Annotated in this window: 28 protein-coding genes; 12 read left to right on the top strand and 16 right to left on the bottom strand. The window is 52.0% G+C overall.

Annotated features, from left to right (window positions below; genetic code table 11):
* Positions 1 to 69: 69 nt before the first annotated feature.
* Both ACFQ1T_RS05830 and ACFQ1T_RS05835 read right to left on the bottom strand, forming a co-directional pair.
* Positions 70 to 615 (bottom strand): SRPBCC family protein, encoded by a 546-nt coding sequence (locus tag ACFQ1T_RS05830; protein WP_379074751.1) that lies wholly within the window; start codon positions 613 to 615, stop codon positions 70 to 72.
* 198 nt (positions 616 to 813) lie between these two features.
* The gene (locus ACFQ1T_RS05835) at positions 814 to 1,863 is read right to left on the bottom strand and encodes a YVTN family beta-propeller repeat protein (protein ID WP_379074754.1); all 1,050 of its coding nucleotides are present in this window, start codon (positions 1,861 to 1,863) and stop codon (positions 814 to 816) included.
* A 147-nt stretch (positions 1,864 to 2,010) separates the two neighbouring features.
* Here ACFQ1T_RS05835 and ACFQ1T_RS05840 point away from each other — a divergent pair, with 147 nt between their 5' ends.
* Complete coding sequence (locus ACFQ1T_RS05840) at positions 2,011 to 2,559, top strand: RNA pyrophosphohydrolase (RefSeq protein ID WP_379074757.1); 549 nt, start codon at positions 2,011 to 2,013, stop codon at positions 2,557 to 2,559.
* Positions 2,560 to 2,573: 14 nt separating this feature from the next.
* On the opposite strand, the gene msrA is transcribed toward ACFQ1T_RS05840, so the two are convergent.
* Positions 2,574 to 3,089, bottom strand: a complete 516-nt coding sequence (msrA, locus tag ACFQ1T_RS05845) for a peptide-methionine (S)-S-oxide reductase MsrA (RefSeq protein WP_194748648.1) — start codon at positions 3,087 to 3,089, stop codon at positions 2,574 to 2,576.
* Between the two features lie 163 nt (positions 3,090 to 3,252).
* On the opposite strand from msrA, the gene gap (ACFQ1T_RS05850) reads away from it, so the two are divergent.
* Both gap (ACFQ1T_RS05850) and ACFQ1T_RS05855 read left to right on the top strand, forming a co-directional pair.
* A complete protein-coding gene (gene gap / locus ACFQ1T_RS05850) occupies positions 3,253 to 4,254 on the top strand; it encodes a type I glyceraldehyde-3-phosphate dehydrogenase (RefSeq protein ID WP_379074761.1) in 1,002 nt (333 codons plus the stop codon).
* 99 nt (positions 4,255 to 4,353) lie between these two features.
* A complete protein-coding gene (locus ACFQ1T_RS05855; protein WP_313985672.1) occupies positions 4,354 to 5,547 on the top strand; it encodes a phosphoglycerate kinase in 1,194 nt (397 codons plus the stop codon).
* Between the two features lie 48 nt (positions 5,548 to 5,595).
* Here the strand turns inward: ACFQ1T_RS05855 and ACFQ1T_RS05860 are convergent, their stop codons facing one another.
* Positions 5,596 to 6,588, bottom strand: coding sequence for a sensor domain-containing diguanylate cyclase (locus ACFQ1T_RS05860; protein ID WP_379074765.1), 993 nt, complete (start codon positions 6,586 to 6,588; stop codon positions 5,596 to 5,598).
* Positions 6,589 to 6,743: 155 nt separating this feature from the next.
* Between ACFQ1T_RS05860 and gap (ACFQ1T_RS05865) the strand changes: the two genes are divergently transcribed.
* The 4 genes from gap (ACFQ1T_RS05865) (at position 6,744) to ppa (ending at position 9,748) form a co-directional block, all read left to right on the top strand.
* The gene (gene gap, locus ACFQ1T_RS05865; RefSeq protein ID WP_379074768.1) at positions 6,744 to 7,805 is read left to right on the top strand and encodes a type I glyceraldehyde-3-phosphate dehydrogenase; all 1,062 of its coding nucleotides are present in this window, start codon (positions 6,744 to 6,746) and stop codon (positions 7,803 to 7,805) included.
* Positions 7,806 to 7,909: 104 nt separating this feature from the next.
* Positions 7,910 to 8,809 (top strand): phosphoribosylaminoimidazolesuccinocarboxamide synthase, encoded by a 900-nt coding sequence (locus tag ACFQ1T_RS05870; protein WP_275356295.1) that lies wholly within the window; start codon positions 7,910 to 7,912, stop codon positions 8,807 to 8,809.
* A 21-nt stretch (positions 8,810 to 8,830) separates the two neighbouring features.
* Entirely contained in the window at positions 8,831 to 9,127 is a 297-nt protein-coding gene (locus ACFQ1T_RS05875; protein ID WP_194748642.1) for a YkvA family protein, read from the top strand.
* Positions 9,128 to 9,199: 72 nt separating this feature from the next.
* Positions 9,200 to 9,748, top strand: coding sequence for an inorganic diphosphatase (ppa, locus tag ACFQ1T_RS05880; protein WP_194748641.1), 549 nt, complete (start codon positions 9,200 to 9,202; stop codon positions 9,746 to 9,748).
* 92 nt (positions 9,749 to 9,840) lie between these two features.
* Here the strand turns inward: ppa and ACFQ1T_RS05885 are convergent, their stop codons facing one another.
* Complete coding sequence (locus ACFQ1T_RS05885; RefSeq protein WP_379074773.1) at positions 9,841 to 11,871, bottom strand: sodium-translocating pyrophosphatase; 2,031 nt, start codon at positions 11,869 to 11,871, stop codon at positions 9,841 to 9,843.
* Positions 11,872 to 12,067: 196 nt separating this feature from the next.
* A complete protein-coding gene (locus tag ACFQ1T_RS05890; RefSeq protein WP_228518830.1) occupies positions 12,068 to 12,568 on the bottom strand; it encodes a DUF721 domain-containing protein in 501 nt (166 codons plus the stop codon).
* Between the two features lie 42 nt (positions 12,569 to 12,610).
* Between ACFQ1T_RS05890 and ACFQ1T_RS05895 the strand changes: the two genes are divergently transcribed.
* The 3 genes from ACFQ1T_RS05895 (at position 12,611) to ACFQ1T_RS05905 (ending at position 16,556) form a co-directional block, all read left to right on the top strand.
* Entirely contained in the window at positions 12,611 to 13,513 is a 903-nt protein-coding gene (locus tag ACFQ1T_RS05895; RefSeq protein ID WP_194748639.1) for a M23 family metallopeptidase, read from the top strand.
* A gap of 101 nt (positions 13,514 to 13,614) precedes the next feature.
* On the top strand, positions 13,615 to 16,347 hold the full coding sequence (gene secA, locus ACFQ1T_RS05900) for a preprotein translocase subunit SecA (RefSeq protein ID WP_379074776.1): 2,733 nt from the start codon (positions 13,615 to 13,617) through the stop codon (positions 16,345 to 16,347).
* Between the two features lie 23 nt (positions 16,348 to 16,370).
* On the top strand, positions 16,371 to 16,556 hold the full coding sequence (locus tag ACFQ1T_RS05905; protein ID WP_194748637.1) for a DUF1289 domain-containing protein: 186 nt from the start codon (positions 16,371 to 16,373) through the stop codon (positions 16,554 to 16,556).
* 163 nt (positions 16,557 to 16,719) lie between these two features.
* On the opposite strand, the gene ACFQ1T_RS05910 is transcribed toward ACFQ1T_RS05905, so the two are convergent.
* From ACFQ1T_RS05910 to rsxB, 10 genes are all read right to left on the bottom strand, one after another.
* Positions 16,720 to 17,187, bottom strand: a complete 468-nt coding sequence (locus ACFQ1T_RS05910) for a MarR family winged helix-turn-helix transcriptional regulator (RefSeq protein ID WP_379074781.1) — start codon at positions 17,185 to 17,187, stop codon at positions 16,720 to 16,722.
* A gap of 196 nt (positions 17,188 to 17,383) precedes the next feature.
* Positions 17,384 to 18,136: an HvfC family RiPP maturation protein gene (locus ACFQ1T_RS05915; RefSeq protein ID WP_379074784.1), complete on the bottom strand. Its 753-nt coding sequence runs from the start codon at positions 18,134 to 18,136 to the stop codon at positions 17,384 to 17,386.
* Complete coding sequence (locus ACFQ1T_RS05920; RefSeq protein WP_379074787.1) at positions 18,136 to 19,014, bottom strand: HvfB family MNIO-type RiPP peptide maturase; 879 nt, start codon at positions 19,012 to 19,014, stop codon at positions 18,136 to 18,138. The genes ACFQ1T_RS05915 and ACFQ1T_RS05920 overlap by 1 nt, the downstream gene beginning before the upstream one ends.
* Positions 19,015 to 19,028: 14 nt before the next feature.
* Complete coding sequence (locus ACFQ1T_RS05925) at positions 19,029 to 19,376, bottom strand: hypothetical protein (protein ID WP_379074790.1); 348 nt, start codon at positions 19,374 to 19,376, stop codon at positions 19,029 to 19,031.
* A 36-nt stretch (positions 19,377 to 19,412) separates the two neighbouring features.
* Positions 19,413 to 19,661 (bottom strand): zf-HC2 domain-containing protein, encoded by a 249-nt coding sequence (locus ACFQ1T_RS05930; RefSeq protein WP_194748632.1) that lies wholly within the window; start codon positions 19,659 to 19,661, stop codon positions 19,413 to 19,415.
* Positions 19,662 to 19,683: 22 nt separating this feature from the next.
* Positions 19,684 to 20,226, bottom strand: coding sequence for a sigma-70 family RNA polymerase sigma factor (locus ACFQ1T_RS05935; protein ID WP_379074793.1), 543 nt, complete (start codon positions 20,224 to 20,226; stop codon positions 19,684 to 19,686).
* An 83-nt stretch (positions 20,227 to 20,309) separates the two neighbouring features.
* Complete coding sequence (locus tag ACFQ1T_RS05940) at positions 20,310 to 20,957, bottom strand: MOSC domain-containing protein (protein ID WP_379074796.1); 648 nt, start codon at positions 20,955 to 20,957, stop codon at positions 20,310 to 20,312.
* Between the two features lie 105 nt (positions 20,958 to 21,062).
* On the bottom strand, positions 21,063 to 21,512 hold the full coding sequence (locus ACFQ1T_RS05945; protein ID WP_275356285.1) for a DUF1841 family protein: 450 nt from the start codon (positions 21,510 to 21,512) through the stop codon (positions 21,063 to 21,065).
* 2 nt (positions 21,513 to 21,514) lie between these two features.
* Positions 21,515 to 22,174, bottom strand: a complete 660-nt coding sequence (gene nth, locus ACFQ1T_RS05950; RefSeq protein ID WP_379074799.1) for an endonuclease III — start codon at positions 22,172 to 22,174, stop codon at positions 21,515 to 21,517.
* A 27-nt stretch (positions 22,175 to 22,201) separates the two neighbouring features.
* Positions 22,202 to 22,921 carry an electron transport complex subunit RsxB gene (gene rsxB / locus ACFQ1T_RS05955; RefSeq protein ID WP_379074802.1) on the bottom strand — a complete coding sequence of 240 codons (720 nt, stop codon included), beginning with the start codon at positions 22,919 to 22,921 and terminating at the stop codon, positions 22,202 to 22,204.
* A 200-nt stretch (positions 22,922 to 23,121) separates the two neighbouring features.
* On the opposite strand from rsxB, the gene dapA reads away from it, so the two are divergent.
* Together dapA and bamC are read left to right on the top strand one after the other, a co-directional pair.
* The gene (dapA, locus tag ACFQ1T_RS05960; RefSeq protein ID WP_194748626.1) at positions 23,122 to 24,003 is read left to right on the top strand and encodes a 4-hydroxy-tetrahydrodipicolinate synthase; all 882 of its coding nucleotides are present in this window, start codon (positions 23,122 to 23,124) and stop codon (positions 24,001 to 24,003) included.
* Positions 24,004 to 24,042: 39 nt separating this feature from the next.
* Positions 24,043 to 25,299, top strand: a complete 1,257-nt coding sequence (gene bamC, locus ACFQ1T_RS05965; RefSeq protein WP_194748625.1) for an outer membrane protein assembly factor BamC — start codon at positions 24,043 to 24,045, stop codon at positions 25,297 to 25,299.
* Positions 25,300 to 25,302: the final 3 nt, after the last annotated feature.

The raw sequence follows: 25,302 nt of genomic DNA on the forward strand, positions 1-25,302 counted from the left end.
GTAAGACTTACCAGAATTTCCACCAGGGTTTACTGTTGCCTTGCGATTTTTTTCCAGAACCCTGGCTAATTACTTTCCCGATTCGGCAACCTTTTTCAGGCTTTCGAGACCTGGATCAAAAAAGTCGTCGAGCGCCTTGGTCGCGGCATCATCGTTTTGCTCAGGCTTTGGAATGTTGGAGGAATCGGCGCGAGTGTAGCTGCCTTTGACTGAAACGACGGTGTCATTGCCGTTGGCAGTCACTGTGATCATTGGGTAAAAGTTAGAAAACTGTAATGTACTTTTTTCATACACATATTCATATTTAACACGCATGCCAGCGTCGTCAATGAAACGCAGTTTTTCGTACATGACGCCGCCGTTTTTCAGTTTGACGGTGCGGTAGGTGGCATCGTCGCCATTTTCATCTTTTTTCTGCTCTACGGTGGTAGACACAACACCTGCGTGCCAGGCTTGTTCGTTACCAAAATCTTTGACCAATGCCCATACTTTTGCAGCAGGCGCTTTGATGGTGACGCTTTTTTCAAAGCGTAAGGCTGCTGCACCGTGTGCACCAGCGGTGAGTGGGATCAACGGCAATAAAGAAACAGCAATCATGCCTAGAAATTTTTTCATTACATATCTCCTGAAATTTACAGACTTTTAAAACGCTTTTAAAACTAAAGCTCGGCGTGGATCGGTAAGCGGTCAAAGTGTTTTAAAAAACAATCCGAGACTTTACCCAAAAATAAACTTCTTTGCGACTAATTCATTGGTCATCCTGTGAAAAAATCAAAAAATAGATTGCTTTGGCTCTGCACAGCCCTTTTCTTGCTATTTCACTTCGAGAATAAATTGCCCGAAAGAGCGGCATAACTTGGGGCTGCTGATCGTTTGCGTCACGGTATTAGTGAGTGCATCAATCATGGAGACATTGTCAGTACCCCAGTTGACGACCAGTACCTGATTGCTGGCCTTGTCGTATTCAATGCCCTCGGGATATTCGCCCACAGCGATGGTTTTGATGGTGTTGCCATTGGTCAAATCAATTACCGATACGCTTTCAGCGTGATTGTTGCTCACGTAAGCACGACGGCCATCTGGACTGATCGCCACGCCATAAGGATGCTGCCCGGTTTTGACGGTGCTGGCCTGATAGGTCTCTACATTCAGCAAGGTCAGCGTGTTGCTGACCACATTAACGACAAACACGGTTTTACCATCCGGGCTCAAGCTTAGTGCAAAGGGATGCAGGCCAACGGGCACTTGCGCGATGGTTTTCAAGGTTTTCGTATCGACCACGGTGACATCGTTACTGTCGCGGTTGGCGATAAACAGCTTTTTGTTATCTGCACTGACCAGCAAGCCGGAAGGGGTTTTGCCCGCTTTGAAGGTTTGCTGTTTTTCAGGATGCGCAGTATCCACTGCAATCACTTGCTCGCCGCCCCAATCGGCCACGTACAAGGTTTTCTCGTCGCGGCTTAAAGCAATGCCAACGGCTTGGGCGTTGACCGGAATTTCTTGCAGCGTTTGTTGGGTGGCGCTATTGATGACTGACACGGTTTGGCTATTAGCGTTGCTGATATACACGCGCTGCTTTTTAGGGGCGATAGCCACCCCGACCGGGGCTTTGCCCACCGCAATGGTACGCGTGACTTGCTTGCTGGCGATGTCCAGCACGGATACGCTGTCACTGCCTTGATTGGTGATGTAAGCGAGGTTGCCCGCTAACGCGAAAACGGGGACACCAAGCAATAGGGGGGCAAAAAACTTCATACTTGCCAACGGGAGACGGATCGAGAGCCCGGTCATAAATCTGGTTGAAAATCGCTTGAGCATGGGCAAACAACGCATGGTCTTGTCTCTGGTTGACAGTGTTTTCATGGGTCGCATGATGGATTTTAAATAAATTGGCGAGTCTGCTTTTCAATTTTATACACCTTGCCGGGCTTGCGCATGCTTTTGACGGTTGTCCTTTCATTAAAGGCTAAAGTGTGAAAAAATTGCATGAAATATTGAAGGCAGTTTTTTATGTTAGATCGTGATGGATACCGTCCAAACGTCGGAATTGTGCTTTGCAATACGCACAATCAGGTGTTTTGGGGCAAGCGTATCAGGGAACATGCATGGCAGTTTCCGCAAGGCGGCATCAAATATGGTGAAACGCCTGAGCAAGCCATGTATCGTGAATTGATGGAAGAGGTTGGCCTCAAGCCTGAGCACGTTAAAATTCTGGGCCGTACACGTGACTGGCTGCGCTATGACGTGCCTACCAGCTGGGTCAAGCGCGAGTGGCGCGGAAGCTACAAAGGACAAAAACAGATCTGGTTTTTGTTGCGCCTGATCGGGCGTGACAGTGATGTGTCATTGCGTGCGACCGAGCATCCCGAGTTTGATGCCTGGCGCTGGAGTGAATATTGGGTGCCGCTGGAGGATGTCATCGAATTCAAGCGCGAGGTCTATCAATTGGCCTTGAATGAGTTGGCGACTTTTCTGCATCATCCTGCCAGGCGCCATTATCCTAAAGCGCGCAAACACTCGGCCGTGACCAAGCAGCCGCCCACCGTAACGCCAGAATAATGTTCATGCCTGGTTTATAACCAGCTTGCTGTTGCGCGATCTTGCGGTAATATCCACTGCGGTCTCAGGCCGTGGCAGGTGTAGCCGTTGGGGTAACGCAGCAGATAATCCTGATGCTCCGGTTCTGCCAGCCAGAAATCTGTTGCGGGCGTAAGCTCGGTGACAATTTTGCCGGGCCAGATGCCTGAGGCGTTCATTTCAGTGATCAATTGTTCGGCAACAGCTTTCTGTTCTGCTGATGCATAAAAAATGGCTGATCTGTAAGAGGGACCCAAATCGTTCCCCTGGCGGTTAGGCGTGGTCGGGTCGTGAATCTGAAAGAAAAACACCAGTAATTGCCGCAGGCTGATCTGCGCGGGATCAAATACAATCTCAATCGCCTCGGCATGGTTGCCATGATTTTTGTAAGTGGCATGGGGCACCTCACCGCCGGTATAACCTACCCGTGTGCTAATGATGCCAGGCAGTCTTCTGATTAAATCCTGCATGCCCCAAAAGCAGCCACCCGCCAGAATAATGTTGTCTTGCATAACCTTCCTCTTTCATCACAAGCAGCCCTGCGTGGTCAAAATGACCGGGTTTTAAATATGGGAATGCTTGAGTCGTGTATCAAATCAAACACTTACTGTCTGTCCAGTATAGTGTGTTTAGGTTAAAATACTTCATTTTAGTTCTAACAATGTTGGGGAGCATATGTCAGTCAAGGTAGGCATTAACGGGTTTGGACGGATAGGTCGCATGGCGTTGCGTGCGGCAATTGAGCAGCCAGAGTTCAGCAATATTGAAGTGGTCGCGATTAACAGCTCATATGATGTTGAATACATGATGTATTTGCTCAAGTATGACTCAGTCCATGGTCGGTTTAATGCCAAAGTAGAAGCTGACAATGGCGCGTTGGTCGTGAATGGTAAGCGTATCCATTTGACGGCTGAGCGTGACCCGAACAATATTGACTGGCGCAAAGGCGGTGCAGAGATTGTGGTGGAGTCCACCGGCGCCTTTTTGACTCAGGAAACCTGCCAGCCGCATATTCAAGGCGGTGCCAAAAAAGTAGTGCAATCTGCGCCGGGTAAAGATGATACTCCCATGTTTGTATTTGGCGTGAATCACCATGAGTATGCTGGTCAGGCCATTATTTCAGCGGCTTCGTGTACCACCAACGGCTTGGCGCCTTTAGCCAAAGTCTTGCACGATAGCTTTGGTATCAAGCGTGGCCTGATGACCACCATTCATGCCGCCACTGCATCACAACTCACGGTTGATGGCACCTCCAAAAAAGACTGGCGCGGCGGTCGCAGTGTGTTTGAAAACATTATTCCTTCGAGTACAGGCGCGGCCAAGGCGGTGGGCAAGGTGATTCCTTCCCTCAACAAAAAACTCACCGGCATGTCCATGCGCGTGCCTTCTGCCGATGTGTCTGTCGTTGACCTGACCGTGGAGCTCAATAGCGAAACGACTTATGAGGCCATTTGTGCAGCCATGCAACAAGCTGCTGACGGCGCGCTGAAAGGCGTACTGGAATACACTAACGAGAAGGTGGTTTCCAGTGACTTCCGTAGCAGCCCAGCCGCCAGTGTGTTTGATGCCGATGCCGGCATTATGCTGGATCCGACCTTTGTTAAAGTGGTCGGCTGGTATGACAATGAATACGGATATACCTGTAACCTGCTGCGTCTGGTTCAACACATTGCTTAATCATGCACGGGGCTTTATGCCCCGTTTGCTTTTGCCAAACAGCTTTTTATCCTTACCAGTTTATATTCAAGCGGCGCCGACCGCTCAAGGGAGACCTTCATGAAATTCATCAAAATGACCGACCTCGATTTACGTGGCAAGCGCGTTTTCATCCGTGCGGATCTCAATGTGCCGGTAAAAGATGGCGTAGTGACCAGTGATGCCAGAATTGTGGCCAGCATGCCCACCATAGAATATGCATTGAAAGCCGGCGCCAAAGTGATGGTGACCTCACACCTGGGCCGTCCTGAAGAGGGCGTGTATACCGAAGAAAACTCCCTGAAGCCCGTGGCCGATGTCATGAGCAAGCTATTGGGTCAGCCGGTCCGCCTGGTGAAAAACTGGCTGGCACCGAATGCGCCTGAAGACAGTTTGACCACCGAGGACGGTCAGTTGATTTTGCTCGAAAACTGCCGTTTTAATGTGGGCGAGAAAAAAAACAATGATGAGCTGGCCAAAAAGTACGCCGCGCTCTGCGATGTATTTGTCATGGATGCCTTTGGCACCGCACACCGCGCCGAAGCCTCCACCCACGGCATTGCCAAATTTGCGCCTGTCGCCTGTGCCGGTATTTTGCTGACCGAAGAGCTGGACGCCTTGAGCCAGGCCTTGCTGGCCCCGGCACGTCCGCTGGTGGCGATTGTTGGCGGGTCTAAAGTCTCTACCAAGCTCACCGTGCTGGAAAGTTTGTCTGACAAAGTGGATCAACTGGTGGTAGGCGGCGGCATTGCCAATACCTTCCTCAAGGCGGCGGGTCATGAAATAGGCAAATCTCTGTGCGAAGACGACCTGGTGGAAACGGCCAAAGGCCTGATGGGGAAAATGGCTGCCCGTGGCGCTTGTGTGCCGATTGCCAAAGATGTGGTGGTGGGTAAGCAGTTTGATGCGAATGAGCCTGCCGTGAAAAAAGCCGCAACTGAGGTCGCTGCCGATGACATGATTTTTGATATCGGCGCGCAATCCGCGGCTGAGTTGGTTGATATCATCATGAAAGCCGGTACCGTGGTCTGGAATGGCCCGGTTGGTGTGTTTGAGTTTGACCAGTTTGGCGAAGGCACCAAAACCATTGCCAAGGCGATTGCCGAAACCAAGGCGTTTACGCTGGCTGGGGGCGGTGACACCATTGCCGCCATTCAAAAATACGACATCTATGACAAAGTGTCTTACATCTCAACGGCCGGCGGCGCGTTTTTGGAGTTTCTGGAAGGCAAGACCTTGCCTGCGGTGGCTATGCTGGAAGCGCGTGCTGCCTAGTTTTTGTTCACCGCGGTGAGCTGCTCGCGGACTTAGCCCGCATTTGGGCTACACCGAGAGCGGCACCGTCAGTCTGTGGTGTTTGTCGTACACTTCAACGCGATTACGGCCCTGTTTTTTTGCCACATACAGGGCCTTGTCCGCTTGTTCCAGCAATAAATTACCGTCTTCACTAAAATTGAGCCACTGGGTGCGTGCGGGTTGCTCCTTTGTGGATTGCGCATGATGGGCGCCCAGTGAGGCAATGCCTATACTCACTGTCATCAAGCGGTGTCCGGCAAAACGGATATCCAGCGCCATGATTTTTTGCCGGATGCGCTCGGCAATTTTGACGGCTTCCGCCTGCGTGGTCTGGCCCAGTACCAATACAAACTCTTCTCCACCGTAGCGTGCAGCCAGATCTCCTGGCCGGTTACTAAAGCCTTGCAGAATGGTGGCGACTTGGCGCAAACAGTCATCGCCAGCGGCATGCCCCATGCTGTCATTGAGTTGCTTGAAGTGATCCGCATCGACCATCATCACACTCAGACTGGATTGATGGCGGATCGCGCGTGACCACTCATCCCGCATGAATTGCTCCAGTCGACGGCGGTTGGCGAGGCCGGTGAGCGGGTCTGTCAGTGTGAGGGCAGAAATCCGGTCTTCGACCTGCTTGTGATGCGTGATATTGGTGAGGGTCAGCAAAAAGCACGGGCCCTGCTCTGCGAGGCTGCTTTGCATCGGCTGCAAATTCAAGGTCAGCCAGGTCGGCTCCTGGGTTGGGGTGTGGCAGAGGTAATCAATACTGAAATGGTCACGTGCCCCACTTAATACCTGTTGAACGCCCTCCAGCAAGGCTGGCTGGTTGGTGTCTTCATTGGCCTTGCAAATATCGAGATAGGCGATGCCAAACCAGTCTGTGTCAAGTTGCAGGCCGTAAAACAGGCCAAAGCTGCGCCAAGCCTGATTCACATAGAGAATGCTGCTTGCTTCATCAATCACTGCCACTTGCAATGATAATGTATCCAGAATACCACTCAGTAATTGCTCTGCAACGTTCACAAAATATCCGATGGGCGGGGGGCTTGAATGATTTAAAGTTTTTAGTTTTCAACTCTATTCTATTCAAGGCCACGATGACTGTCTAACGCTAACTGCTCAAAATGAGCATCAAAATTGCTTGTTTTAGGATATCCACGACAAAAGGAGTCCAAAAAATGACTGTTCGGATCGGCATAAACGGGTTTGGCAGAATTGGGCGCATGGTGCTCAGAGCCGCTTTAAATCAGGCAGAGTTCAAAGATGTGGAGGTAGTGGCGATCAACGGCATCGAGGCGCCTGAGCAGATGTTGTATATGCTCAAGTACGATTCGGTGCACGGTCGTCTCGCATACGATGCACAGTTAGAGGGCGAATCGCTGGTGGTGAATGGCAAGCCCATCCGGTTGACGGCACATCGTGATCCGGCGCAGATTGACTGGGCCAGTGCAAACGTGGATGTGGTGGTGGAGTGTACTGGTGTCTTTCTGACCAAGGAAACCTGTGCTGCACACATCAATGGGGGCGCGCGCATTGTCGTCCAATCAGCGCCAGGGAAGGACGACACGCCTATGTATGTCTATGGCGTCAATCATTACCATTATCGCGGTGAAGAAATTGTCTCTGCCGCCTCTTGCACCACCAATGGCCTGGCGCCTATGGCCAAGGTGTTGCATGACCATTTTGGCATCAAACGTGGATTGATGACCACTATTCATGCGGCCACGGCGACTCAAAAAACGGTGGATGGGACGTCGAACAAGGATTGGCGGGGAGGTCGTGGCGTCTTTGATAACATTATTCCTTCAAGTACCGGGGCGGCCAAGGCCGTCGGTAAAGTGATTCCGGCCCTCAACAAGAAGTTAACCGGCATGGCCATGCGTATTCCGTCGGCAGATGTGTCGGTGGTTGACCTGACGGTCGAGTTGCAGCAAAAAACCACTTATGAAGACATCTGCGCCGTGATGAAGTACGCCGCAGAGCGAGATTTGAAGGGGGTGCTGGGCTATACCGATGAGGCCGTGGTTTCCAGTGATTTCAGAGGCTACCCAGCTGCCAGCGTGTTTGATGCATCGGCTGGCATTATGCTGGACCCCTCTTTTGTGAAGCTGGTGGCCTGGTACGACAATGAGTATGGTTATACCTGCAATTTGCTGCGTCTGACGCGCTATGTGGGCTATGCCAAGCTGTGCATGACCAATTTGCCTGATCCGGTCCAGATTGAAGAGGTGGCTGCTTAGCGAGACGGCCTCCATTTGCGGGCTGATGTCGTTACCGGACAATTTATTCGCCTGCAAGGGCGTGGCGCATTTATAATGCGGTTTTTACTTTTGTGATCACGATTATGTCAGCGCCATTGCTCGAAACTTCTATCAAGAGTCTGAAAAAACTGCACCAGGGGAAGGTGCGTGATATCTACGATATCGACGCGCAGACCATGCTGCTGGTCAGTACAGATCGCTTGAGTGCTTTTGATGTGATTTTGCCCACGGGGATTCAACACAAGGGCGCGATGCTGACGCAAATGGCTAACTTCTGGTTTGAGCAATTGCAGAATGTGGTGCCTAACCACTTGACCGGGATCGCGCCGGAATCTGTAGTCGCGCCGGATGAAGTGGCTCAGGTCAAAGGCCGTGCCGTGGTGGTCAAAAAACTCAAAGCCTTGCCATTGGAAGCGATTGTGCGCGGGTATTTGGTAGGCAGCGGCTGGAAAGAGTATCAGGCCAAGGGCACGGTATGTGATATTCCCCTGCCAGCAGGCCTGCAACTGGCGCAGCAGTTGCCACAACCTTTGTTTACCCCTTCGAGCAAGGCGGCGGTAGGCGAGCATGATGAAAATATCAGCATTGCCCAGGTGGAAGCCCTGATTGGTAAAGCGCTCACCGCCCAGGTCGAGCAGGCGGCAATTGCGCTATATACGCGTGCGGCCGAGTATGCGCGTACCAAAGGCATCATCATTGCCGACACTAAGTTTGAATTTGGTGTGGATGCGCAAGGGGTATTGCATGTGATGGACGAGGTATTGACGCCTGATTCTTCACGCTTCTGGCCTGCAGACCAGTATCAGGTGGGCAGCAACCCGCCCAGCTACGATAAACAGTATGTGCGTGACTGGCTGGAAAGTTGCGGTTGGGACAAGACGCCGCCCGGCCCGGAACTACCAGCTGACGTGGCTCAACGCACCTCGGACAAGTACATGGAGGCATTTGCCAAACTCACCGGTCGCACGTTGCAGGTGGATTGACTGCTGAATCGGTCAAGGGCGATGGGGTTTCGTGCACAACTGGTGACGCTGGGCCAACGCTTTAAACAAGAGGTCTTGTTTTATCGCGCATTGCTTGCACATCCGCAAACGCCCTGGTTAGCCAAAGCGTTATTATGGCTAGCCTTGGCGTATCTGGTGTTGCCGTTTGATCTGATTCCCGACTTTATTCCGCTGATTGGCCAGCTTGATGAATTGGTGATTATTCCGCTGTTGCTGTATCTCGCGCTCAAGCTGATTCCTGTGACGATCAGGCAGGCATGCCGCGATGCGGTCGCGGCTGAGCAGGATCAAAAATAGTGTTGTTTGCCAGCAAATGTTCATATTAATCGCCTATAATGGCGATTTTTTTATAGGGATAGGTTTAAAAACATGTCTTTGAATTTGGTGCCTAGCGGCAAAGATTTGCCCCACGACTTTAACGTCATTATCGAGATCCCAGCCAATGGTGATCCAGTGAAATATGAAGTAGATAAAGAAAGCGGCGCACTGTTCGTCGATCGCTTTATGGGCACCTCCATGCAGTATCCATGTAACTATGGTTACATTCCACATACCCTGGGCGATGATGGAGACCCGGTGGATGTGCTGGTGATTACGCCAGTGCCTTTGTTGCCAGGTGTGGTCGTGCGTTGCCGTGCATTGGGCATGCTGAAAATGACGGACGAAGCGGGTGGTGATGCCAAAGTGCTGGCGGTGCCGGTTGAGAAAGTCTGCGGCCTCTATGCTTATCAAAAAACATTGACCGATGTATCGCCTTGGCGCCTGGATATGATTGCGCACTTCTTTGAGCACTACAAAGATCTGGACAAGGGTAAGTGGGTGAAAATTGAAGGTTGGGTGGGGATTGAAGATGCCCACAAGGAAATCGTGGATGGGGTTGCCCGTTACAACAAGGCCGAAGTGAAGCCAGCGTTTTAAAGTGAAGCCAGCGTTCTAATTTGTTGCAACGCGCACAACAAAGCCGGGTCGTTCGCCCGGCTTTTTGCTTTATGAACGCTTAAAATCCAAGGTCAATGTAATAAGGGCACGATCAGCAGCGCCACAATATTGATGATCTTGATCAGCGGGTTCACAGCTGGGCCCGCCGTATCCTTGTAAGGGTCACCAACGGTATCGCCTGTCACGGCCGCCTTGTGCGCATCAGACCCTTTGCCGCCATAATGGCCATCCTCAATGTATTTCTTGGCGTTATCCCAGGCGCCACCACCAGTACACATCGAGATAGCGACAAATAAGCCGGTCACGATGGTGCCCATCAACAAACCACCCAGTGCGACCGGCCCCAGAACCAGTCCGACCACAATCGGTGCGGCCACCGGCAGCAGGGAGGGCAACATCATTTCCTTGATGGCAGCGCTGGTCAGCATATCCACGGCTTTGCCGTATTCAGGTTTGGCTGTGCCCTCCATAATGCCTTTGATTTCGCGAAACTGGCGGCGGACTTCTTCAACCACACTGCCTGCGGCACGACCTACCGCTTCCATGGCCATGGCGGCAAACAGATATGGAATCAAGCCGCCGATAAACAAGCCTATGATGACTTTGGGGTCGCTCAAATCAAAGCTGGCAGTGATACCGGCGCTTTCAAGCTTGTGTGTGTAGTCTGCAAACAGGACCAACGCTGCCAGGCCTGCGGAGCCAATAGCATAGCCTTTGGTGACCGCTTTGGTGGTGTTGCCTACAGCATCCAGCGGGTCAGTCACCTCGCGGACACTACTAGGCAATTCAGCCATTTCGGCAATCCCGCCTGCGTTATCGGTGATCGGGCCGTAAGCATCCAAAGCCACGACAATGCCTGCCATACTGAGCATGGCCATGGCGGCAATGGCTACCCCATACAGTCCTGCCAGGTGAAAAGCGACATAAATCGCAAGACACACCGAGAGTACAGGCAGGGCGGTGGACTTCATCGAGACGCCTATCCCGGCAATAATATTGGTGGCATGGCCGGTGGTAGAGGCTTGCGCCACGTGTTTGACCGGCGCGTAATCAGTGCCGGTGTAGTATTCGGTAATCCATACCAGTGCCGCGGTCAGTCCCAGCCCTACCGCACAGGCGCCAAACAGGGCCAGGCTGGACACCGTGACTTCACCATGGGTATAGCCTTGCGGGAATACATATTGCGTGACAAAGTAAAACGCAATTAGCGAGAGGACGCCAGCGACCGCCAGGCCTTTATATAGCGCGGGCATCACATTCTTCATACCGGGCGAGGCTTTGACAAAAAAGCAGCCAATAGTTGAGGCGACGATGGAAACCGCACCTAGCAACAAGGGGTAAATGATGCCATTGGCACCTGCTTCTGTTGCCATCAGTCCCCCCAGTACCATGGTGGCAATCAGGGTCACCGCGTAAGTTTCAAACAGGTCAGCCGCCATGCCTGCGCAGTCACCCACATTGTCGCCGACATTGTCCGCAATCACAGCCGGGTTGCGGGGATCATCTTCAGGAATACCCGCTTCTACCTTACCTACCAGGTCGGCCCCGACATCGGCGCCCTTGGTGAAAATGCCACCGCCCAAGCGCGCAAAGATAGAGATCAACGAGGAACCAAAAGCCAGGCCAATCAGTGGGTTCAGATCAGTCGCCTGCTCAGCACCCAGGTAGATATAAAACCCTGCCACCCCTAACAGCCCCAGGCCAACGACGAGCATGCCAGTGATTGCGCCGCCTTTAAATGCGACATCCAGAGCCGCCCCTATGCCATGCGTCGCGGCTTGAGCGGTCCGTACGTTTGCTTTCACCGAGACGTTCATGCCTATAAATCCGCAGGCCCCGGAGAGAACCGCGCCAATCACAAATCCGATGGCAGTTTGCGGGTTTAGAAAAATACCGATCAAGATCGTCAAAACAACCCCAACCAGGGCAATCGTTTTGTATTGTCGGGAGAGATAGGCAGCCGCCCCTTGTTGAATGGCGCCGGCAATTTCTTGCATGCGGGCGTTCCCCGCGGGCAACCCTGAAATCCATTGACTCATTACGACGCCATACACTACCGCCAGAACGGCGGCACCAAGCGCTAACATTAGTGCAACTGACATGACTTCTCCTGTTCCTGATGAAACTACGTTGAAGATAATGACTGCTCACCACCCTGTTGCCAGATTTGTTAATGGAATGTAACAGGTTGGGGCATTATTGCACTATTAGTGTGCACCTACAATAGCGTGTAATAGCGGAGCATACGTACTCTGATTGCAGAGATGGCCGGGTTCCCGGCTAACAGGTGAGGTTGGCTCAGTCTTGACGCTGGTGATCGACAAACTCAAGCAGGGCCGCTTCCAGCGCAGGATTGTCGATTTGTTTGGCGCAACGTTCGAGTGCCGTTAAGGCGTGCTTGGACGGGGATTTGATGCGTTTGGTTTTGCTAGGCGGGCGAGATTTTACTTGCACTTTGACCTTAATTGCGTTAAGGTTTAAAGCCTTGATTTTCCGGGAGTTTTGACTAAATTCCTGGATTTTTCGCAGTAATTGGGCTTCCATTAGCCTGATTCTGCTGGCCACAGCGCCTGATTGCACTGCAATCGTTAGCGCCCCCTCTTGTAGGGCTAGCACATGCGAAAGCCTGGAAAATTCCGGGGCAACTGCAGACCAGCATTGTTGTAATTGCTGACGGTCATCCGCTTCTTGTAGTAGCGGTTTGAGCGCTTGATGATGTTTGAAAATCTGGTTGATTTTGAACATGGCCGGTTGTCCACAGAATGCTTGAATATTGTACACCACATCGCTGTCATGCATGTTTAGTCGGCATGCGGCGGGTGCATCGCGAGAGTTCGTAGCATGATTAATATCATTATTGTTTCAGAAAAAATGGCCAAGCCCAAAACATTGGGCGTGTTTGAAAGTGTCGGCTTGGTGCTGGCGCTGATTTTGGTGCCTATCGTGTTGACGCTGTTGTTTATCACACCGCAGCAGGTCATTAAATCACAAGGCGTTAAAGCTATGCTGCCGCCTCACTTGCGTGGTGCCATGTTGTCTACCCAAAATCACCTCGATGCTTATGCCAAGCAAATTGGCGAATTGCAGGCGCGTATTTTGCGGCTGGATGCGCAAAATCAGCGCTTGTCCAAATTGGCAGGCGTCAAATCGACTGCCGAGCCGATTAATGAAAGAACGCCGGTCAACGACATGATGGGCCGCGGGGGGCCGCTGGTAAAAGATTCTCCGCTGAGTGAGGAAGACCTGAAAGCAACCATCGAGCAAATGTCTGCAGACCTCGATTTGCGTGATGAGTATCAGGGCAAGCTTGAGGCCAAGTTGTTGCAAAAGAGCGTATTGCGCGAAATGCTGCCTAATAGTAGTCCGGTGGAAGCCGCGTATAGTTCGTCCAGTTATGGCTGGCGGATTGATCCCATGAGTGGCCATCGCGCTTTCCACGAAGGCCTGGATTTCCCAGCCTCGGTGGGGACGCCGGTTTATGCTGCCGCAGACGGTATTGTGACCACCGCGGTACAAACCGCAGACTATGGCAATTTGCTCAAGATTGACCATGGCGCGGGTCTTGAAACGCGCTATGCCCACAATTCGAAGTTATTGGTGAACCCGGGAGACCGTGTTACCAAGGGTCAAAAGATTGCCTTAATTGGCAGTACCGGACGCTCAACCGGGCCGCATTTGCATTATGAAATTCGTCTCAATGGCAACCCGCTGGACCCGCGTGAGTATCTCAAAAATCATTCCTGACCCAGTCAGGCAATACAATAATTGAGACAATCGCCCTCTATATCTTATACAATCTCTGTTTATTTCAATTAACACCGCGTCAGCGGAAATCGGTGTGACTCATGTTAGCCTCGTTGTTTAAAAAAGTATTTGGTAGCCGCAATGATCGGCTCGTCAAGCAGTACCAGCAAATCGTCAAACAAATCAATGCATTAGAGTCAGAAATCGCCGCACTCTCGGATGAGCAGTTGCGGGCTAAAACTGAGGAGTTCAAGCAGCGTTATGCCGGCGGCGAGAGCCTGGAAAAGCTGTTGCCAGAAGCTTTTGCGGTTGTGCGTGAGGGCGGCAAGCGCGTGTTGGGGATGCGTCACTTCGATGTACAGCTGATCGGTGGTATGGTGCTCAACGCAGGCAAAATTGCCGAAATGCGTACCGGTGAAGGTAAAACCCTGGTGGCGACTTTACCAACTTATTTGAATGCCTTGACCGGTAAAGGCGTACATGTGGTGACGGTTAACGACTATCTGGCCAAGCGTGACGCCGAATGGATGGGCAAGCTGTATAACTTCCTGGGTCTGAGCGTAGGCATTAACCTGTCTCAAATGACGCATGATGCCAAGCAGCTGGCCTATGCGGCAGACATTACCTACGGGACCAATAACGAGTTCGGCTTTGATTACCTGCGCGACAACATGGTGTTTAGCAAAGAGGAGCGCGTACAGCGTCCTTTGCATTATGCGCTGGTGGATGAGGTGGACTCTATCCTGATCGATGAAGCGCGTACGCCCTTGATTATTTCCGGCCAGGCGGAACACAGCGTGGATTTGTATGGCGCCATCAATGAAGTGGCCAAGCAATTGGTGCGTCAGCAAGCCGAAGAGGGTGAAGGCGACTTCTGGGTAGATGAAAAAGCCCAGAGTGTGACCATGAGTGAAGCCGGGCATGAGCATGCCGAGCAATTGCTGGAACAAACCGGCTTGCTGACGGCGGGTTCAAGCCTGTATGAACCGGCGAATATTACGCTGGTGCATCATTTGTATGCCTCCTTGCGCGCACAAAATCTCTATCATCGGGATCAGCATTATGTCGTGCGTAACGGCGAGATCGTCATCGTCGATGAGTTTTCTGGCCGCATGATGCCGGGCCGCCGCTGGTCTGATGGCCTGCATCAGGCAGTCGAAGCCAAAGAAGGCGTGACCATCCAGAAAGAAAACCAGACCCTGGCTTCGATCACGTTCCAGAACTATTTCCGCATGTATCAAAAGCTGAGCGGCATGACCGGGACGGCTGATACCGAGGCCTATGAGTTTAACCAGATTTATGGCTTGGAAACCGTGGTGATTCCAACCCACAGACCGGTACAGCGCCTGGACGCGATGGACAAGGTCTACCGCACGGCGATGGAAAAATACAAAGCCGTCATTGAGGATATCAAACAGTGTCAGGCCAAAGGCCAGCCTGTGCTGGTCGGCACTACCTCGATTGAAAACTCCGAACTGATTTCCAAGCTCCTGACTCAGGCCAAGCTTGAACATCAGGTATTGAATGCTAAACAGCATGAGCGCGAAGCAAGCATCGTGGCAGAGGCCGGTCGCCCAGGCGTGATTACCATTGCCACTAACATGGCTGGCCGCGGTACCGATATTGTGCTCGGCGGTAATTCGGAAAATGAAATTCATGCTATCCAGCAGGATGAAAAACTGTCTGAGGCAGAAAAAGCCGGCAAAATTGCCCAGCTCAAAGCCGAGTGGCAGCAGCGCCATGATGCCGTGCTGGCAGCGGGCGGTTTGCATATCATCGGTACCGAGCGTCACGAATCTCGCCGTGTAGATAACCAGCTTCGTGGCCGTGCAGGCCGTCAGGGCGATCCAGGCTCTAGCCGCTTCTATCTGTCGCTTGAAGATCCATTGTTGCGTATTTTCTCCGGTGAGCGCGTGGCGGCGATTATGACCCGCCTCAACATGCCTGAAGGTGAAGCGATTGAACATGCCATGGTGACGCGCGCCATTGAAAACGCGCAACGCAAGGTTGAAGGTCGTAACTTTGACATCCGCAAGCAATTGCTGGAATACGATGATGTCTCCAATGACCAGCGCAAGGTGATATACGAACAGCGCAATGAGTTGCTAGAGTCTATTGATGTCGGTCAAACGATTCATGCCATGCGCGAAGACGTCATCAACAGCTTGTTTAATACTTACGTTCCTCCAGGCAGCGTGGAAGAGCAATGGGAAGTCCCAGCGCTCGAGCAGGCTTTGCAGGCTGAGCTTGGTTTGACCTTGCCAGTGGCGGAATGGCTGGAAACCAACCCTGACCTGCATGAGGAAACCTTGCGTGAGCGTATCCTCAATGCTGCCAACGAACTGTATGGTGCCAAGGAGGCACTCGCAGGCAATGACAACATGCGTAATTTCGAGCGATCCGTCATGTTGCAAAGCCTGGATAACCACTGGCGCGAGCATTTGGCGGCACTGGATCATTTGCGCCAAGGTATTCATTTGCGTTCTTATGCGCAAAAGAACCCCAAACAGGAATACAAGCGTGAAGCGTTTGAGCTGTTTGAGTCGCTGTTGAATACGGTGAAAAGTGAAGTTACCAAGATCACCATGCAGGTCCAGATTCGTTCCCGCGAAGAGCTTGAAGCCGAAGAGCGCCGCGCAGAAGAAGCCATGCGCGCCGCCGAGGTGGCAAATGTGCAGTATCAACACACGGATTACGACTCTGCATTGGCGACTACAGATGCAAGCGCCGCGGAATCTTTGAATGTGCCTGAAGGCGTACGTGTCGGGCGTAATGACCCTTGCCCATGTGGTTCTGGCAAAAAATATAAAAATTGCCACGGTGCTTTGAGCTAGGGTAAGTTTGAAAGGAAATCAGCATGTCAGAACAGGAAATTGCCTCACCATGTGTCGGGGTGTGCAGCATGGACGAAGTGAGTGGTTTTTGCCAGGGCTGCTTTAGAACGCTAGAGGAAATCCGCCAATGGTGGGATCTGGATAATGCGGCCAAAGCCGAAGTCATCAAAACGGCAGCGGCACGTGAGGCGGCAGTGTTTGGCGAATAGCTCGCTTTTGCAGGATTCAAGATACAAATAAAAAAGTCGGCAGTTGCCGACTTTTTTATTTGTGTAAGTTGTTTTGAGCTGCTTGAGGGCTGAGTTTAGCTGAAGCCTGGTGAATGATTTGTGACGCAAACAGTGATTCTTAATCTCAAATCAAGTGATTATTTTACATATCACCCAGTGGCTGATCGGCGAGCGCTTTGGATTGTGCGTCCAACTTGGTAATGACCATGTTCAACGAGGCATTTAACTCTTTTAAAGCTTCGATATCCAGTGTGTGCAGGACTTGCGGCAGAATGCCATCTACTGGTTTCGGTGCCTTGGCGAGCACCGCGTGCCCAGCATCAGTCACAATCAGGCCGACTTTGCGTTGGTCTTCGCTTTGACGCTGTTTTTGCACCAATTGTTTTTTGACCAGTTTTTCGACGAGCAAGCTACAGGTCGATTGATGGATGGCCAGATTTTCAGCCAGACGAGAAACACCTAATTCTGGGTGCGTGGCGATTTCGTGTAATAACCACAATTGCGAGCCTGAAATGCCACACGACACTTCAATCTCCCTGAAGGGTTGCCTCACGGTTCCAAAAATAATTCGAAATTGTTTTAAAGCTTCTTTGGCAAGAGTATTTTGCATGGTTAATTTAATGTAAATATTTATTTTTTTATTGTATCAGCTTCCCTGAATGTCCACCTGTTATGAGGTGGCGAATGTCGGGAAAAAATCCCGAACTGGATTTATTTTAGACAAAAAAGTCCTTTTCACGATAAATATTAATGATATTTATACTTTAGAGGTAATTATTTACGTGGATTAATGAGTCCGGTGCGTATTAGTCCTGTGCTGGGGTAACGTCGATCGCTTGCGCTGCGGCCAGGGTCTGCAAGGTCTCTATTCCAAATTGAAGCAAAGTCTCGCGCGGCAGATCTGGCAGATGTTGGGACAATTCTAGCAAATGTTGTTCGGTAGTGGCCGGATGCAGACGTATCTGTTGTAACAATTGGTAGGTGATCACGTTGAGTTGGATAAAGCGTATCTGGAAATCTGGCGTGCGATACACGAGCAGGTAAGTGTCAGCGGCAGGGAGATGTCGTTGCTTGCGCGACAGTTGATGTACCGGAAAAGCATAATGCAGCAGGCGATGCACGGCGGTCAGGCTGACGCGATGGGCGAGTCCAGGCGCCAACGCTGTTTGCGCGGCCGCTGGCAATGGTGCTTCTGCCAGCTCGCGACTAAGCGCCAGTTCTATCCATTCATAATGGGCCAATGCAGCCGTGTATGGTGGCAGGTCAGCGGCTTGATGGATGCTTAAAAAATCGACAAATCTGGCGGGAATATCCTGAAACAAGGGATTGGCAAATGTTTGCCTGGAGAAGCACTGCCGCGCCAGGCGTTGAAAGATGCGCTTGCCGAGGATGGATCTGAGCACAGGAAAACAGGCTTGCAGGCTAGTCAAAAACTGGTTAAAGACGATCTCCGTGTAAATGCGCATGCGTTTGCGGTCTACCCCATGCGGAGGGGCATGCTCCGCTGGCTGACGCAAATGGGCGGTAAAGTCGGCCTGGTAATCCTGAAAGGCAGGCATCAGGCCACCTCTGGCAGCATGTTTGCGTCGGTCAGCAATTGCGATTGCTGTGATTGCGCAATCCGCTTCACTTCAAGCATGACTTCGTTGAGTGCCGGAATATTGCTATCCCGCTCCAGCAGCGTCGGGAAGATTGCCAAGTTGCGATAGGCATGGTTGAGCAATTGCCAGACCGGCTCAATGACCGCTTCGCCATGCGTGTCTACCAGTAAGTCAGGTTGCGCTTGCCAATGCCCGGCCAAGTGCCCGTACACCACACGCTCTGCTGGGATCTGGTCCAAAAAGGCATAAGGATCAAACTGAAAGTTGACGCTGTTGACATACACATTGTTGATATCCAGATGCAGGTCGCAATCCGCCTCGGTCAATACGACATTGATAAAGCTGATTTCATCCATGTCTGACATTGGTGCCGCCACGTAAAACGAGGTATTTTCAACGGCGATGCGCTGCTCCAGAATATCCTGCGTTTGCCGGATGCGTTGCGCCACGTATTTCACCGCTTCATGCGTGAAGGGGATAGGCAGTAAATCATAAATATAGCCATTGCTCAGGTCGCTGCAATAACTCAGGTGCTCGGTATAGAGCGGAATCTCGAAGTCTTTCAGAAACTGCTTAAGCTGTTTGAGAAAAGCGATGTTCAGCGGGTCTGGACCGCCCAACGATAAACACAAGCCATGGCAAACCATCGGGTAGCGTTGTGCAAACCAGTCCAGCTCCGCCGCGTATTTGCCGCCAGCCTGTAACCAGTTTTCCGGGGCAATCTCCAAAAACTGCAGCGCGCTGAGCTGTGGCTCCCCATGTTGACGCATCAGTTGGGGAATCAGCTCACGCTTGAGCCCCAAGCCCGCACCCTGAATCTCTGAGCGTAACGCCATGGCGCTAGGGTCCCTCAGGATTTGCTGGCGTGACAGGCACCTTCTTTCATTTTCTCGGCAGAGCAGCCACCCTCCTTCATTTTTTCTGCTGAACAGCTGCCCTCTTTGCTTTTATGGTGGTGGCAAGAACCCTCTTTCATTTTCTCGGCAGAGCAGCTGCCTTCTTTCATCTTTTTCTTGTGTGCCCCACATTGGCCGCTCGCACATTTGCCTTCCTTGGCTTTGCTGTCTGTGGCTTCTGCCACCTGGTATCCTTGCGCGAGCGCTTTGATTTCAAACGGATTGCTGGCGGCATGCGCGCTGACCGCTGCAATTGACAAGGCCACTGCACCTGTCATTAATGCCACATTTTGCTTTTTCATGATTTTTTCCTTCTTGCTCAGATTGAAAAGCGGACATCAGTAAAACTTGTCCAGTTGTTGTGTGATTCGTTCCTTGGCTGTTGCAGAGAGCGTCAGTGACTGATCGTCCGCCGCCTGTTGCTGCCAACTGGCGAGGTGACGGCGCATCCACAGCAGTTGCTGTTTAAAACGCCTGCAATAGACGCAAATGAGCAAATGCACTCTCACCGCCCACCGCTCACGCCAGTTGAGTGGACGGTCCAGTGATTGCGAGACCAGCAGGCTGGTTTGTTTGCAACTCAACATTTATTTTCTGTGCTACCTATGGTTACCAGTTCATCTCAAGACATTTTCGCAGACTCATGCGGGCGCGGTATAGCATGACCCAAGCATTGGTCGCGCTGATCTCGAGTACCTTACAAATTTCTTCATTCTCCATGTCATCGACTTCGCGCATGGTGAAAATCGCCGCCAGTTTTTGTGGCAGCCGCTCCATGCATTGTTGCAATATGGTCAGGAACTGGCTTTGTTGCAAGGCTTGCTGTGGCATATCCCACGCCTGCGGCTTTTCTGCCCAGTGCCCTGTTTCATCAAAAAACTCATCCATATTGGCATCTTCTTCGCGCATGAGTTCCGAGGCGGGCACTTCACGCAGTTGTTTGCGCAGACAGTCTATGATTTTATGCTTGAGGATGCCGGTCAGCCAGGTGCGTGGGCTGGAGTGTTCGGCAAAGTTTGGATTTTTGATGGCTGCAAGCAAGGTTTCCTGCACGACATCTTCAGCTTGATGACTGTCGCGCAAGCGGGCGAGGGCAAAACGGTAAAGATAGTCGCCATGTTCATTGAGCCAGTCATGCGGATTCGGTTTCATGGCGGCTATTGAATCATAGATTCAAGGGCGGTGGAATAGCGTTTGCAGGAGAGTGACGTAAGCTCCCATGGGTGTGACACAAACTATCCCAGTTGCGACAGTCGTTCAGAATAGACTTTGCGTAGCAATGGCACCAGCGTACTGACCTGCAAGGCTTTTTGCAGCAGCTTCTGGTCTCCTTCCCCGAGTTTTTGCAGTCCTAATGCGGTGCGTATGCTGATGCCGTGCACGTCGCGCTGCAAAATCTGGATGTCGTCACCGGCTTGAATGAGGCCGACTTGCAGCACACGCAAGTAAAAACCGCTGTAGCCGCTACGCAAGAACTCATCGAGCATGTCGGGCTTGCCCACTTTGTGGCCGAATTTAAAGCACGGAATGCGCGGCATGGTCACTTGTACCTGCACCACATCGCCGATTTGCAGGATATCGCCGACACAGACGTCACTTTCGAGCAATCCTTGTACGGTGAGGTTTTCGCCAAAAGTGCCATACGCGAGTGTACTTTTTTGCCAGCGGTTTTGCCAATGCGCATAATGCTCAACCGGGTAGGCATACAAGGCCTGGTGTTCGCCGCCATGCACGGTCAAATCGGCCTGACCATCGCCCGCCAGGCCCAGCGCTTGCACGGCAACCTGGCCTGTCAGGGGTGTTTTATAAATGCCAGTGAGGACGGGTTTGCCGTTGATGTGAACGGTTTGCGGCATGGCCGCATTGACTGAAAGTAGTTTCATAGCAAGCTAGAGAGGGGAGTCGGTGATCTTGTCATGCTCGCATAAATCGCCTTGTGCTTTAATAAGTGATTCAACTTATCTTCCAGCATACGCACATACCAGGCCTTATTGACTGGGGGGCATGTCTGCGCGTTGTTCTATCAATTGCAAATAATGCGCGGCATCGAGACCGGTTTGATTGCGCTGCGCCAGCCAGATGGTTTCTGCCAGGCATTCGAGCAAGGCATGTTGGGCGGCGTGCTCTTCCTGAAAGCGGGTACACAGTTTGCCGTAGGCTTGCGTAATGCCGATCGGCTGGTTGATGCTGATTTGTTCCTGGATGGACAGGTGCAAACTCATATGCAAAAACGGATTGGTTTCTCCCATTTCAGGATAGTAAGCCTGTTGCAGGTAATGGGCTGGCTGGTCCAGGATGTCGTGGTATTCGGGATGCATATGCATGATGCCCACGGCCATTTTCTCCAGCTCGGTCAAGGCTTGTTGCTGTTTGAATTTTGCCCAGGCATCAAAGAAAAACTGCCTCACTTCATCGCGGCTGGGATTAAACAAGGCCATGGCTAAACTCCTGCCGGTGGGGCAACCGGCTGTATCTGTTTGTCGTGAAATTCACATAAATCGGCGATGCAACATTCACCACATTTAGGGTTGCGGGCTGTGCAGGTATAGCGGCCATGCAGAATCAGCAAATGATGCGCATCTTTTAAAAAGGCTTTAGGTGTCGAGTTCAAAAAACGCTGTTCGACCTCGAGTACATTCTTACCCTGGGCCAGTTTGGTGCGGTTGCCGACGCGGAATAAATGGGTATCGACCGCAATGGTGGGTTGGCCAAAGGCGGTATTCAGGATCACATTGGCTGTTTTTCGGCCAACTCCGGCCAGGGCTTCGAGCGCTTCTCGGGTATCTGGAACTTTACCGTCATGCAAGTTAAGCAATTGCTCGCAACATTTGAGCACGTTTTGGGCTTTGGCGTGATATAAGCCTATGGTTTTGATATAACTTTCCAGGCCTTCGACCCCAAGTGCCAGGATGGTTGCCGGCGTATTGGCGACCTTGAACAGCTTGCGCGTGGCGATGTTCACGCCTTTGTCTGTCGCTTGTGCAGACAAAATCACCGCAATGAGCAACTCGAAGGTGGAGCTATGCTCGAGTTCTGTGGTGGGGTTGGGAATGGCCTGCGCCAGTCTTTCAAAAATGGCCTGTCTTTTTTGAGCATTCATCACAAGATTTCAATGTATTGGAATGGCTTAGCCTGCCTGCCTGGCTTTGATACGCGCCAGTGCGGTTGCAATCGCTGCCTGTTTGAGCGCCTCGCTAGCGGCCGGGGTTGGCTGCGCGGTGTCGCTGGCTGGCCTCGTCTCCATCCGTGTCTGGTCTTTGGCATAGGTGTGGGCTGTTGCGTGATTTTCAAGCGCCAAGCGTTTTTGCCGCTGCTGATGGCGGCGTCTTGCCAGGTCGGATTCTGCGGGAGACATTGCCATCTGCCGCCCCGGCACGGCTTGCAGGCTGATGCAGTCGACCGGACAGGGCGGCAGGCATAATTCACAGCCGGTGCATTCCTGCACGATCACCGTATGCATTTGCTTGGAGGCACCGACGATGGCATCAACCGGGCAGGCCTTGATACACAGCGTACAGCCAATGCAGGCGTCTTCATCAATCACGGCCACCAGTTTGCCTTTGGTCACGCCATGTGCGGGATTGAGCGCTTGATAGGGTTGGTTGAGCAAGGCGGCCAGTGCGTATATGCCAGCGTCGCCGCCCGGCGGGCACTGGTTGATGTTTGCCTCGCCGCGAGCAATGGCGCCAGCATAGGGTCGGCAGCCGTTATATCCACATTGGCCGCACTGGGTTTGTGGCAGCAGGGCGTCAATTTGACTGATCAATGGCTCAAGTCTGGCAGGGTTTTCTGGCGCGGTTACGCCTGTCTGCGTGAGGTCTGCTGGGGGCTGTGCGGAAGGCGGCATGGAGCTTGGACGAGCGTTAATCCGAATGCATTGATTATAACTGAAAGGGTGCGTTACTCAGGAGTTTATGCCGTATCCCCACTGTTTAAATCTATGCTGCTGGCAGGATTATGGAGTCACAGACGCCTTGCAAGTGGTTCTTTGGCGTTCATGCGTATAATCAGTTAAAATATTGGCTTTATTATTGAATGGCGTTAGGTATGTTGACGGGCAGTTTGGTCGCAATTGTGACCCCGATGTTTGAAGATGGTCGTTTGGATCTGGACGCACTCAAAAAGCTGATCGACTTTCATGTCGATGCCGGTACGGACGGTATTGTGATTGTCGGGACGACCGGTGAGTCGCCCACCGTAGACGTAGACGAGCATTGCCTGCTGATTAAAACCACGGTGGATTATGTCGCCAAGCGGGTGCCGGTGATTGCCGGTACTGGTGCTAACTCTACCGCTGAAGCCATTGCTTTAACTGCCAAAGCCAAAAGTTTGGGTGCGGATGCCTGCCTGCTGGTCGCGCCTTATTACAACAAACCTTCACAAGAGGGCTTGTATCAGCACTTTAAAGCAGTGGCTGAAGCCGTCGATATCCCGCAAATTTTATACAATGTGCCTGGCCGCACCGGGTGCGACCTGAGCAATGACACTGTGTTGCGCCTGGCGCAGCTACGCAACATCGTCGGCATCAAAGATGCGACAGGAGGCATTGAGCGGGGCACCGATTTGCTGCTGCGCGCGCCATCAGATTTTGCGGTCTACAGTGGCGATGATGCCTCAGCACTGGCGCTGATGTTGCTGGGTGGCAAAGGGGTTATTTCCGTGACGGCGAATGTGGCACCGAAACTGATGCACGAAATGTGCGTGCAGGCCTTGAGTGGCAACCTGGTTGCCGCCAAGGCGGCCAATGCCAAACTGTTTGCCCTGCACCAGAAACTGTTTGTTGAGGCCAACCCCATCCCCGTGAAATGGGTATTGCAACAAATGGGCTTGATCGGTACCGGGATCCGTCTGCCGCTGGTCAATTTGTCGGGCCAGTATCATGAAGTATTGCGTCACGCCATGCAGCAGGCAGAAATCGCCGCTGTTTGAGCGTGCAAAGACTAATTTAGGATAAGGCTAGTGAAACACATGAGTCATGTATGGTTACAACGCGCAGTGCTGTTCAGTCTGGTGACTGTGTTGGCCGCCTGCGATTCTATCCCGTTTATGAACAACAGTTCGGACTACAAGGGGGCCAGTCGTTCCAAGCCACTTGAAGTGCCGCCTGACCTGACGTCGGTCCGCACCAGCAGCACCTACAATGTGCCAGGCGCCACCAGCTATTCGGCTTATAGCCAAAACCAGGAAGCGCAAGAGCAGAATGGTCCGCAGCCCGTGCTGGCTGACATGAAAAATGTGCGTATGGTCAAAGCGGGTTCCCAGCGCTGGCTGGTGGTGAATGCGCCACCGGAAAAAATCTGGCCGCTGGTGCGTGATTTCTGGCTGGATCAAGGCTTTGCCGTCCGTGTCGAGAATCCTGAACTTGGGGTGATCGAGACAGAGTGGTTGCAGTCGGATGCCATCAAGCCCAAAGAAGACAACCGTGGGTATGGCGAAAAGTTTGATGCCTGGCTGGATAAGCTCTCCGGCTTTGCTGACAGACGTAAGTTCCGTACCCGTTTGGAGCGCGGCGAAAAAGAGGGTACCACTGAAATTTATATGACGCACCGTACCGTTGCCGGTGCGCCAGATGATGGCAAAAACTACGTCACCACTCAGTTAGGGGTGATTGATACCGGCTATCGTCCGAATGCGGCGGATAACAAAAATAATGCAGGGAAAGAGTTTGATGCTGATCTGGATGCGGAGTTGTTGCGCCGGATGATGGTCAAGCTTGGTCTGGATGAGCAGAAAGCCGATCAGGTCATGACGCAGGCGGTTTCGGACAAGCGCGCCGATGTGGTAAAAGAGCCGGACCAGAGCGTGACGCTCAAACTTAATGAGCCGTTTGACCGTGCATGGCGCCGTGTGGGCCTGGCGCTGGACCGTATTGGTTTTGTGACCGAGGATAAAAACCGCTCTGAAGGTATTTTCTATGTGCGTTATGCGGATACGGATGCTGAGGACCCGATCAAGCAGAAAAAAGGGTTGCTGGAGCGCTTGAAATTCTGGAGCAGTGACGATGACGAGAAGAGTAATGCACCGGCCGAGGTTAAATCCGGCGATAAAAGCAAATTCTGGAAAGGCACGTCCGATGGTGACAAGTCGAGCAAGCAATACCATATCCAGGTGCTGGAAAATGCCGATGACACCACTGATGTGTATGTGCTGACGCCTGACAACAAACGCAATACCTCCACTACGGCAAACCGCATTATTTCGCTGTTGTATGATCAATTGAAATAATCG

Source organism: Methylophilus glucosoxydans (genome assembly GCF_042676145.1).
Classification (GTDB): Bacteria; Pseudomonadota; Gammaproteobacteria; order Burkholderiales; family Methylophilaceae; genus Methylophilus; species Methylophilus glucosoxydans.

Coding starts and splice junctions, on each gene's coding strand:
- ACFQ1T_RS05940 (WP_379074796.1), bottom strand. CDS start 20,957: ATGAAACTACTTTCAGTCAATGCGGCCATGCCGCAAACCGTTCACATC.
- ACFQ1T_RS05935 (WP_379074793.1), bottom strand. CDS start 20,226: ATGAAACCGAATCCGCATGACTGGCTCAATGAACATGGCGACTATCTT.
- ACFQ1T_RS05855 (WP_313985672.1), top strand. CDS start 4,354: ATGAAATTCATCAAAATGACCGACCTCGATTTACGTGGCAAGCGCGTT.
- nth (WP_379074799.1), bottom strand. CDS start 22,174: ATGAATGCTCAAAAAAGACAGGCCATTTTTGAAAGACTGGCGCAGGCC.
- ACFQ1T_RS05830 (WP_379074751.1), bottom strand. CDS start 615: ATGAAAAAATTTCTAGGCATGATTGCTGTTTCTTTATTGCCGTTGATC.
- bamC (WP_194748625.1), top strand. CDS start 24,043: ATGAGTCATGTATGGTTACAACGCGCAGTGCTGTTCAGTCTGGTGACT.
- gap (WP_379074761.1), top strand. CDS start 3,253: ATGTCAGTCAAGGTAGGCATTAACGGGTTTGGACGGATAGGTCGCATG.
- gap (WP_379074768.1), top strand. CDS start 6,744: ATGACTGTTCGGATCGGCATAAACGGGTTTGGCAGAATTGGGCGCATG.
- ACFQ1T_RS05875 (WP_194748642.1), top strand. CDS start 8,831: ATGGGGTTTCGTGCACAACTGGTGACGCTGGGCCAACGCTTTAAACAA.
- ACFQ1T_RS05870 (WP_275356295.1), top strand. CDS start 7,910: ATGTCAGCGCCATTGCTCGAAACTTCTATCAAGAGTCTGAAAAAACTG.
- ACFQ1T_RS05925 (WP_379074790.1), bottom strand. CDS start 19,376: ATGAAAAAGCAAAATGTGGCATTAATGACAGGTGCAGTGGCCTTGTCA.
- ACFQ1T_RS05840 (WP_379074757.1), top strand. CDS start 2,011: ATGTTAGATCGTGATGGATACCGTCCAAACGTCGGAATTGTGCTTTGC.
- secA (WP_379074776.1), top strand. CDS start 13,615: ATGTTAGCCTCGTTGTTTAAAAAAGTATTTGGTAGCCGCAATGATCGG.
- msrA (WP_194748648.1), bottom strand. CDS start 3,089: ATGCAAGACAACATTATTCTGGCGGGTGGCTGCTTTTGGGGCATGCAG.
- ACFQ1T_RS05930 (WP_194748632.1), bottom strand. CDS start 19,661: ATGTTGAGTTGCAAACAAACCAGCCTGCTGGTCTCGCAATCACTGGAC.
- rsxB (WP_379074802.1), bottom strand. CDS start 22,921: ATGCCGCCTTCCGCACAGCCCCCAGCAGACCTCACGCAGACAGGCGTA.
- ACFQ1T_RS05945 (WP_275356285.1), bottom strand. CDS start 21,512: ATGGCCTTGTTTAATCCCAGCCGCGATGAAGTGAGGCAGTTTTTCTTT.
- ACFQ1T_RS05920 (WP_379074787.1), bottom strand. CDS start 19,014: ATGGCGTTACGCTCAGAGATTCAGGGTGCGGGCTTGGGGCTCAAGCGT.
- ACFQ1T_RS05905 (WP_194748637.1), top strand. CDS start 16,371: ATGTCAGAACAGGAAATTGCCTCACCATGTGTCGGGGTGTGCAGCATG.
- dapA (WP_194748626.1), top strand. CDS start 23,122: ATGTTGACGGGCAGTTTGGTCGCAATTGTGACCCCGATGTTTGAAGAT.
- ACFQ1T_RS05885 (WP_379074773.1), bottom strand. CDS start 11,871: ATGTCAGTTGCACTAATGTTAGCGCTTGGTGCCGCCGTTCTGGCGGTA.
- ACFQ1T_RS05910 (WP_379074781.1), bottom strand. CDS start 17,187: ATGCAAAATACTCTTGCCAAAGAAGCTTTAAAACAATTTCGAATTATT.
- ppa (WP_194748641.1), top strand. CDS start 9,200: ATGTCTTTGAATTTGGTGCCTAGCGGCAAAGATTTGCCCCACGACTTT.
- ACFQ1T_RS05890 (WP_228518830.1), bottom strand. CDS start 12,568: ATGCATGACAGCGATGTGGTGTACAATATTCAAGCATTCTGTGGACAA.
- ACFQ1T_RS05835 (WP_379074754.1), bottom strand. CDS start 1,863: ATGAAAACACTGTCAACCAGAGACAAGACCATGCGTTGTTTGCCCATG.
- ACFQ1T_RS05895 (WP_194748639.1), top strand. CDS start 12,611: ATGATTAATATCATTATTGTTTCAGAAAAAATGGCCAAGCCCAAAACA.
- ACFQ1T_RS05915 (WP_379074784.1), bottom strand. CDS start 18,136: ATGCCTGCCTTTCAGGATTACCAGGCCGACTTTACCGCCCATTTGCGT.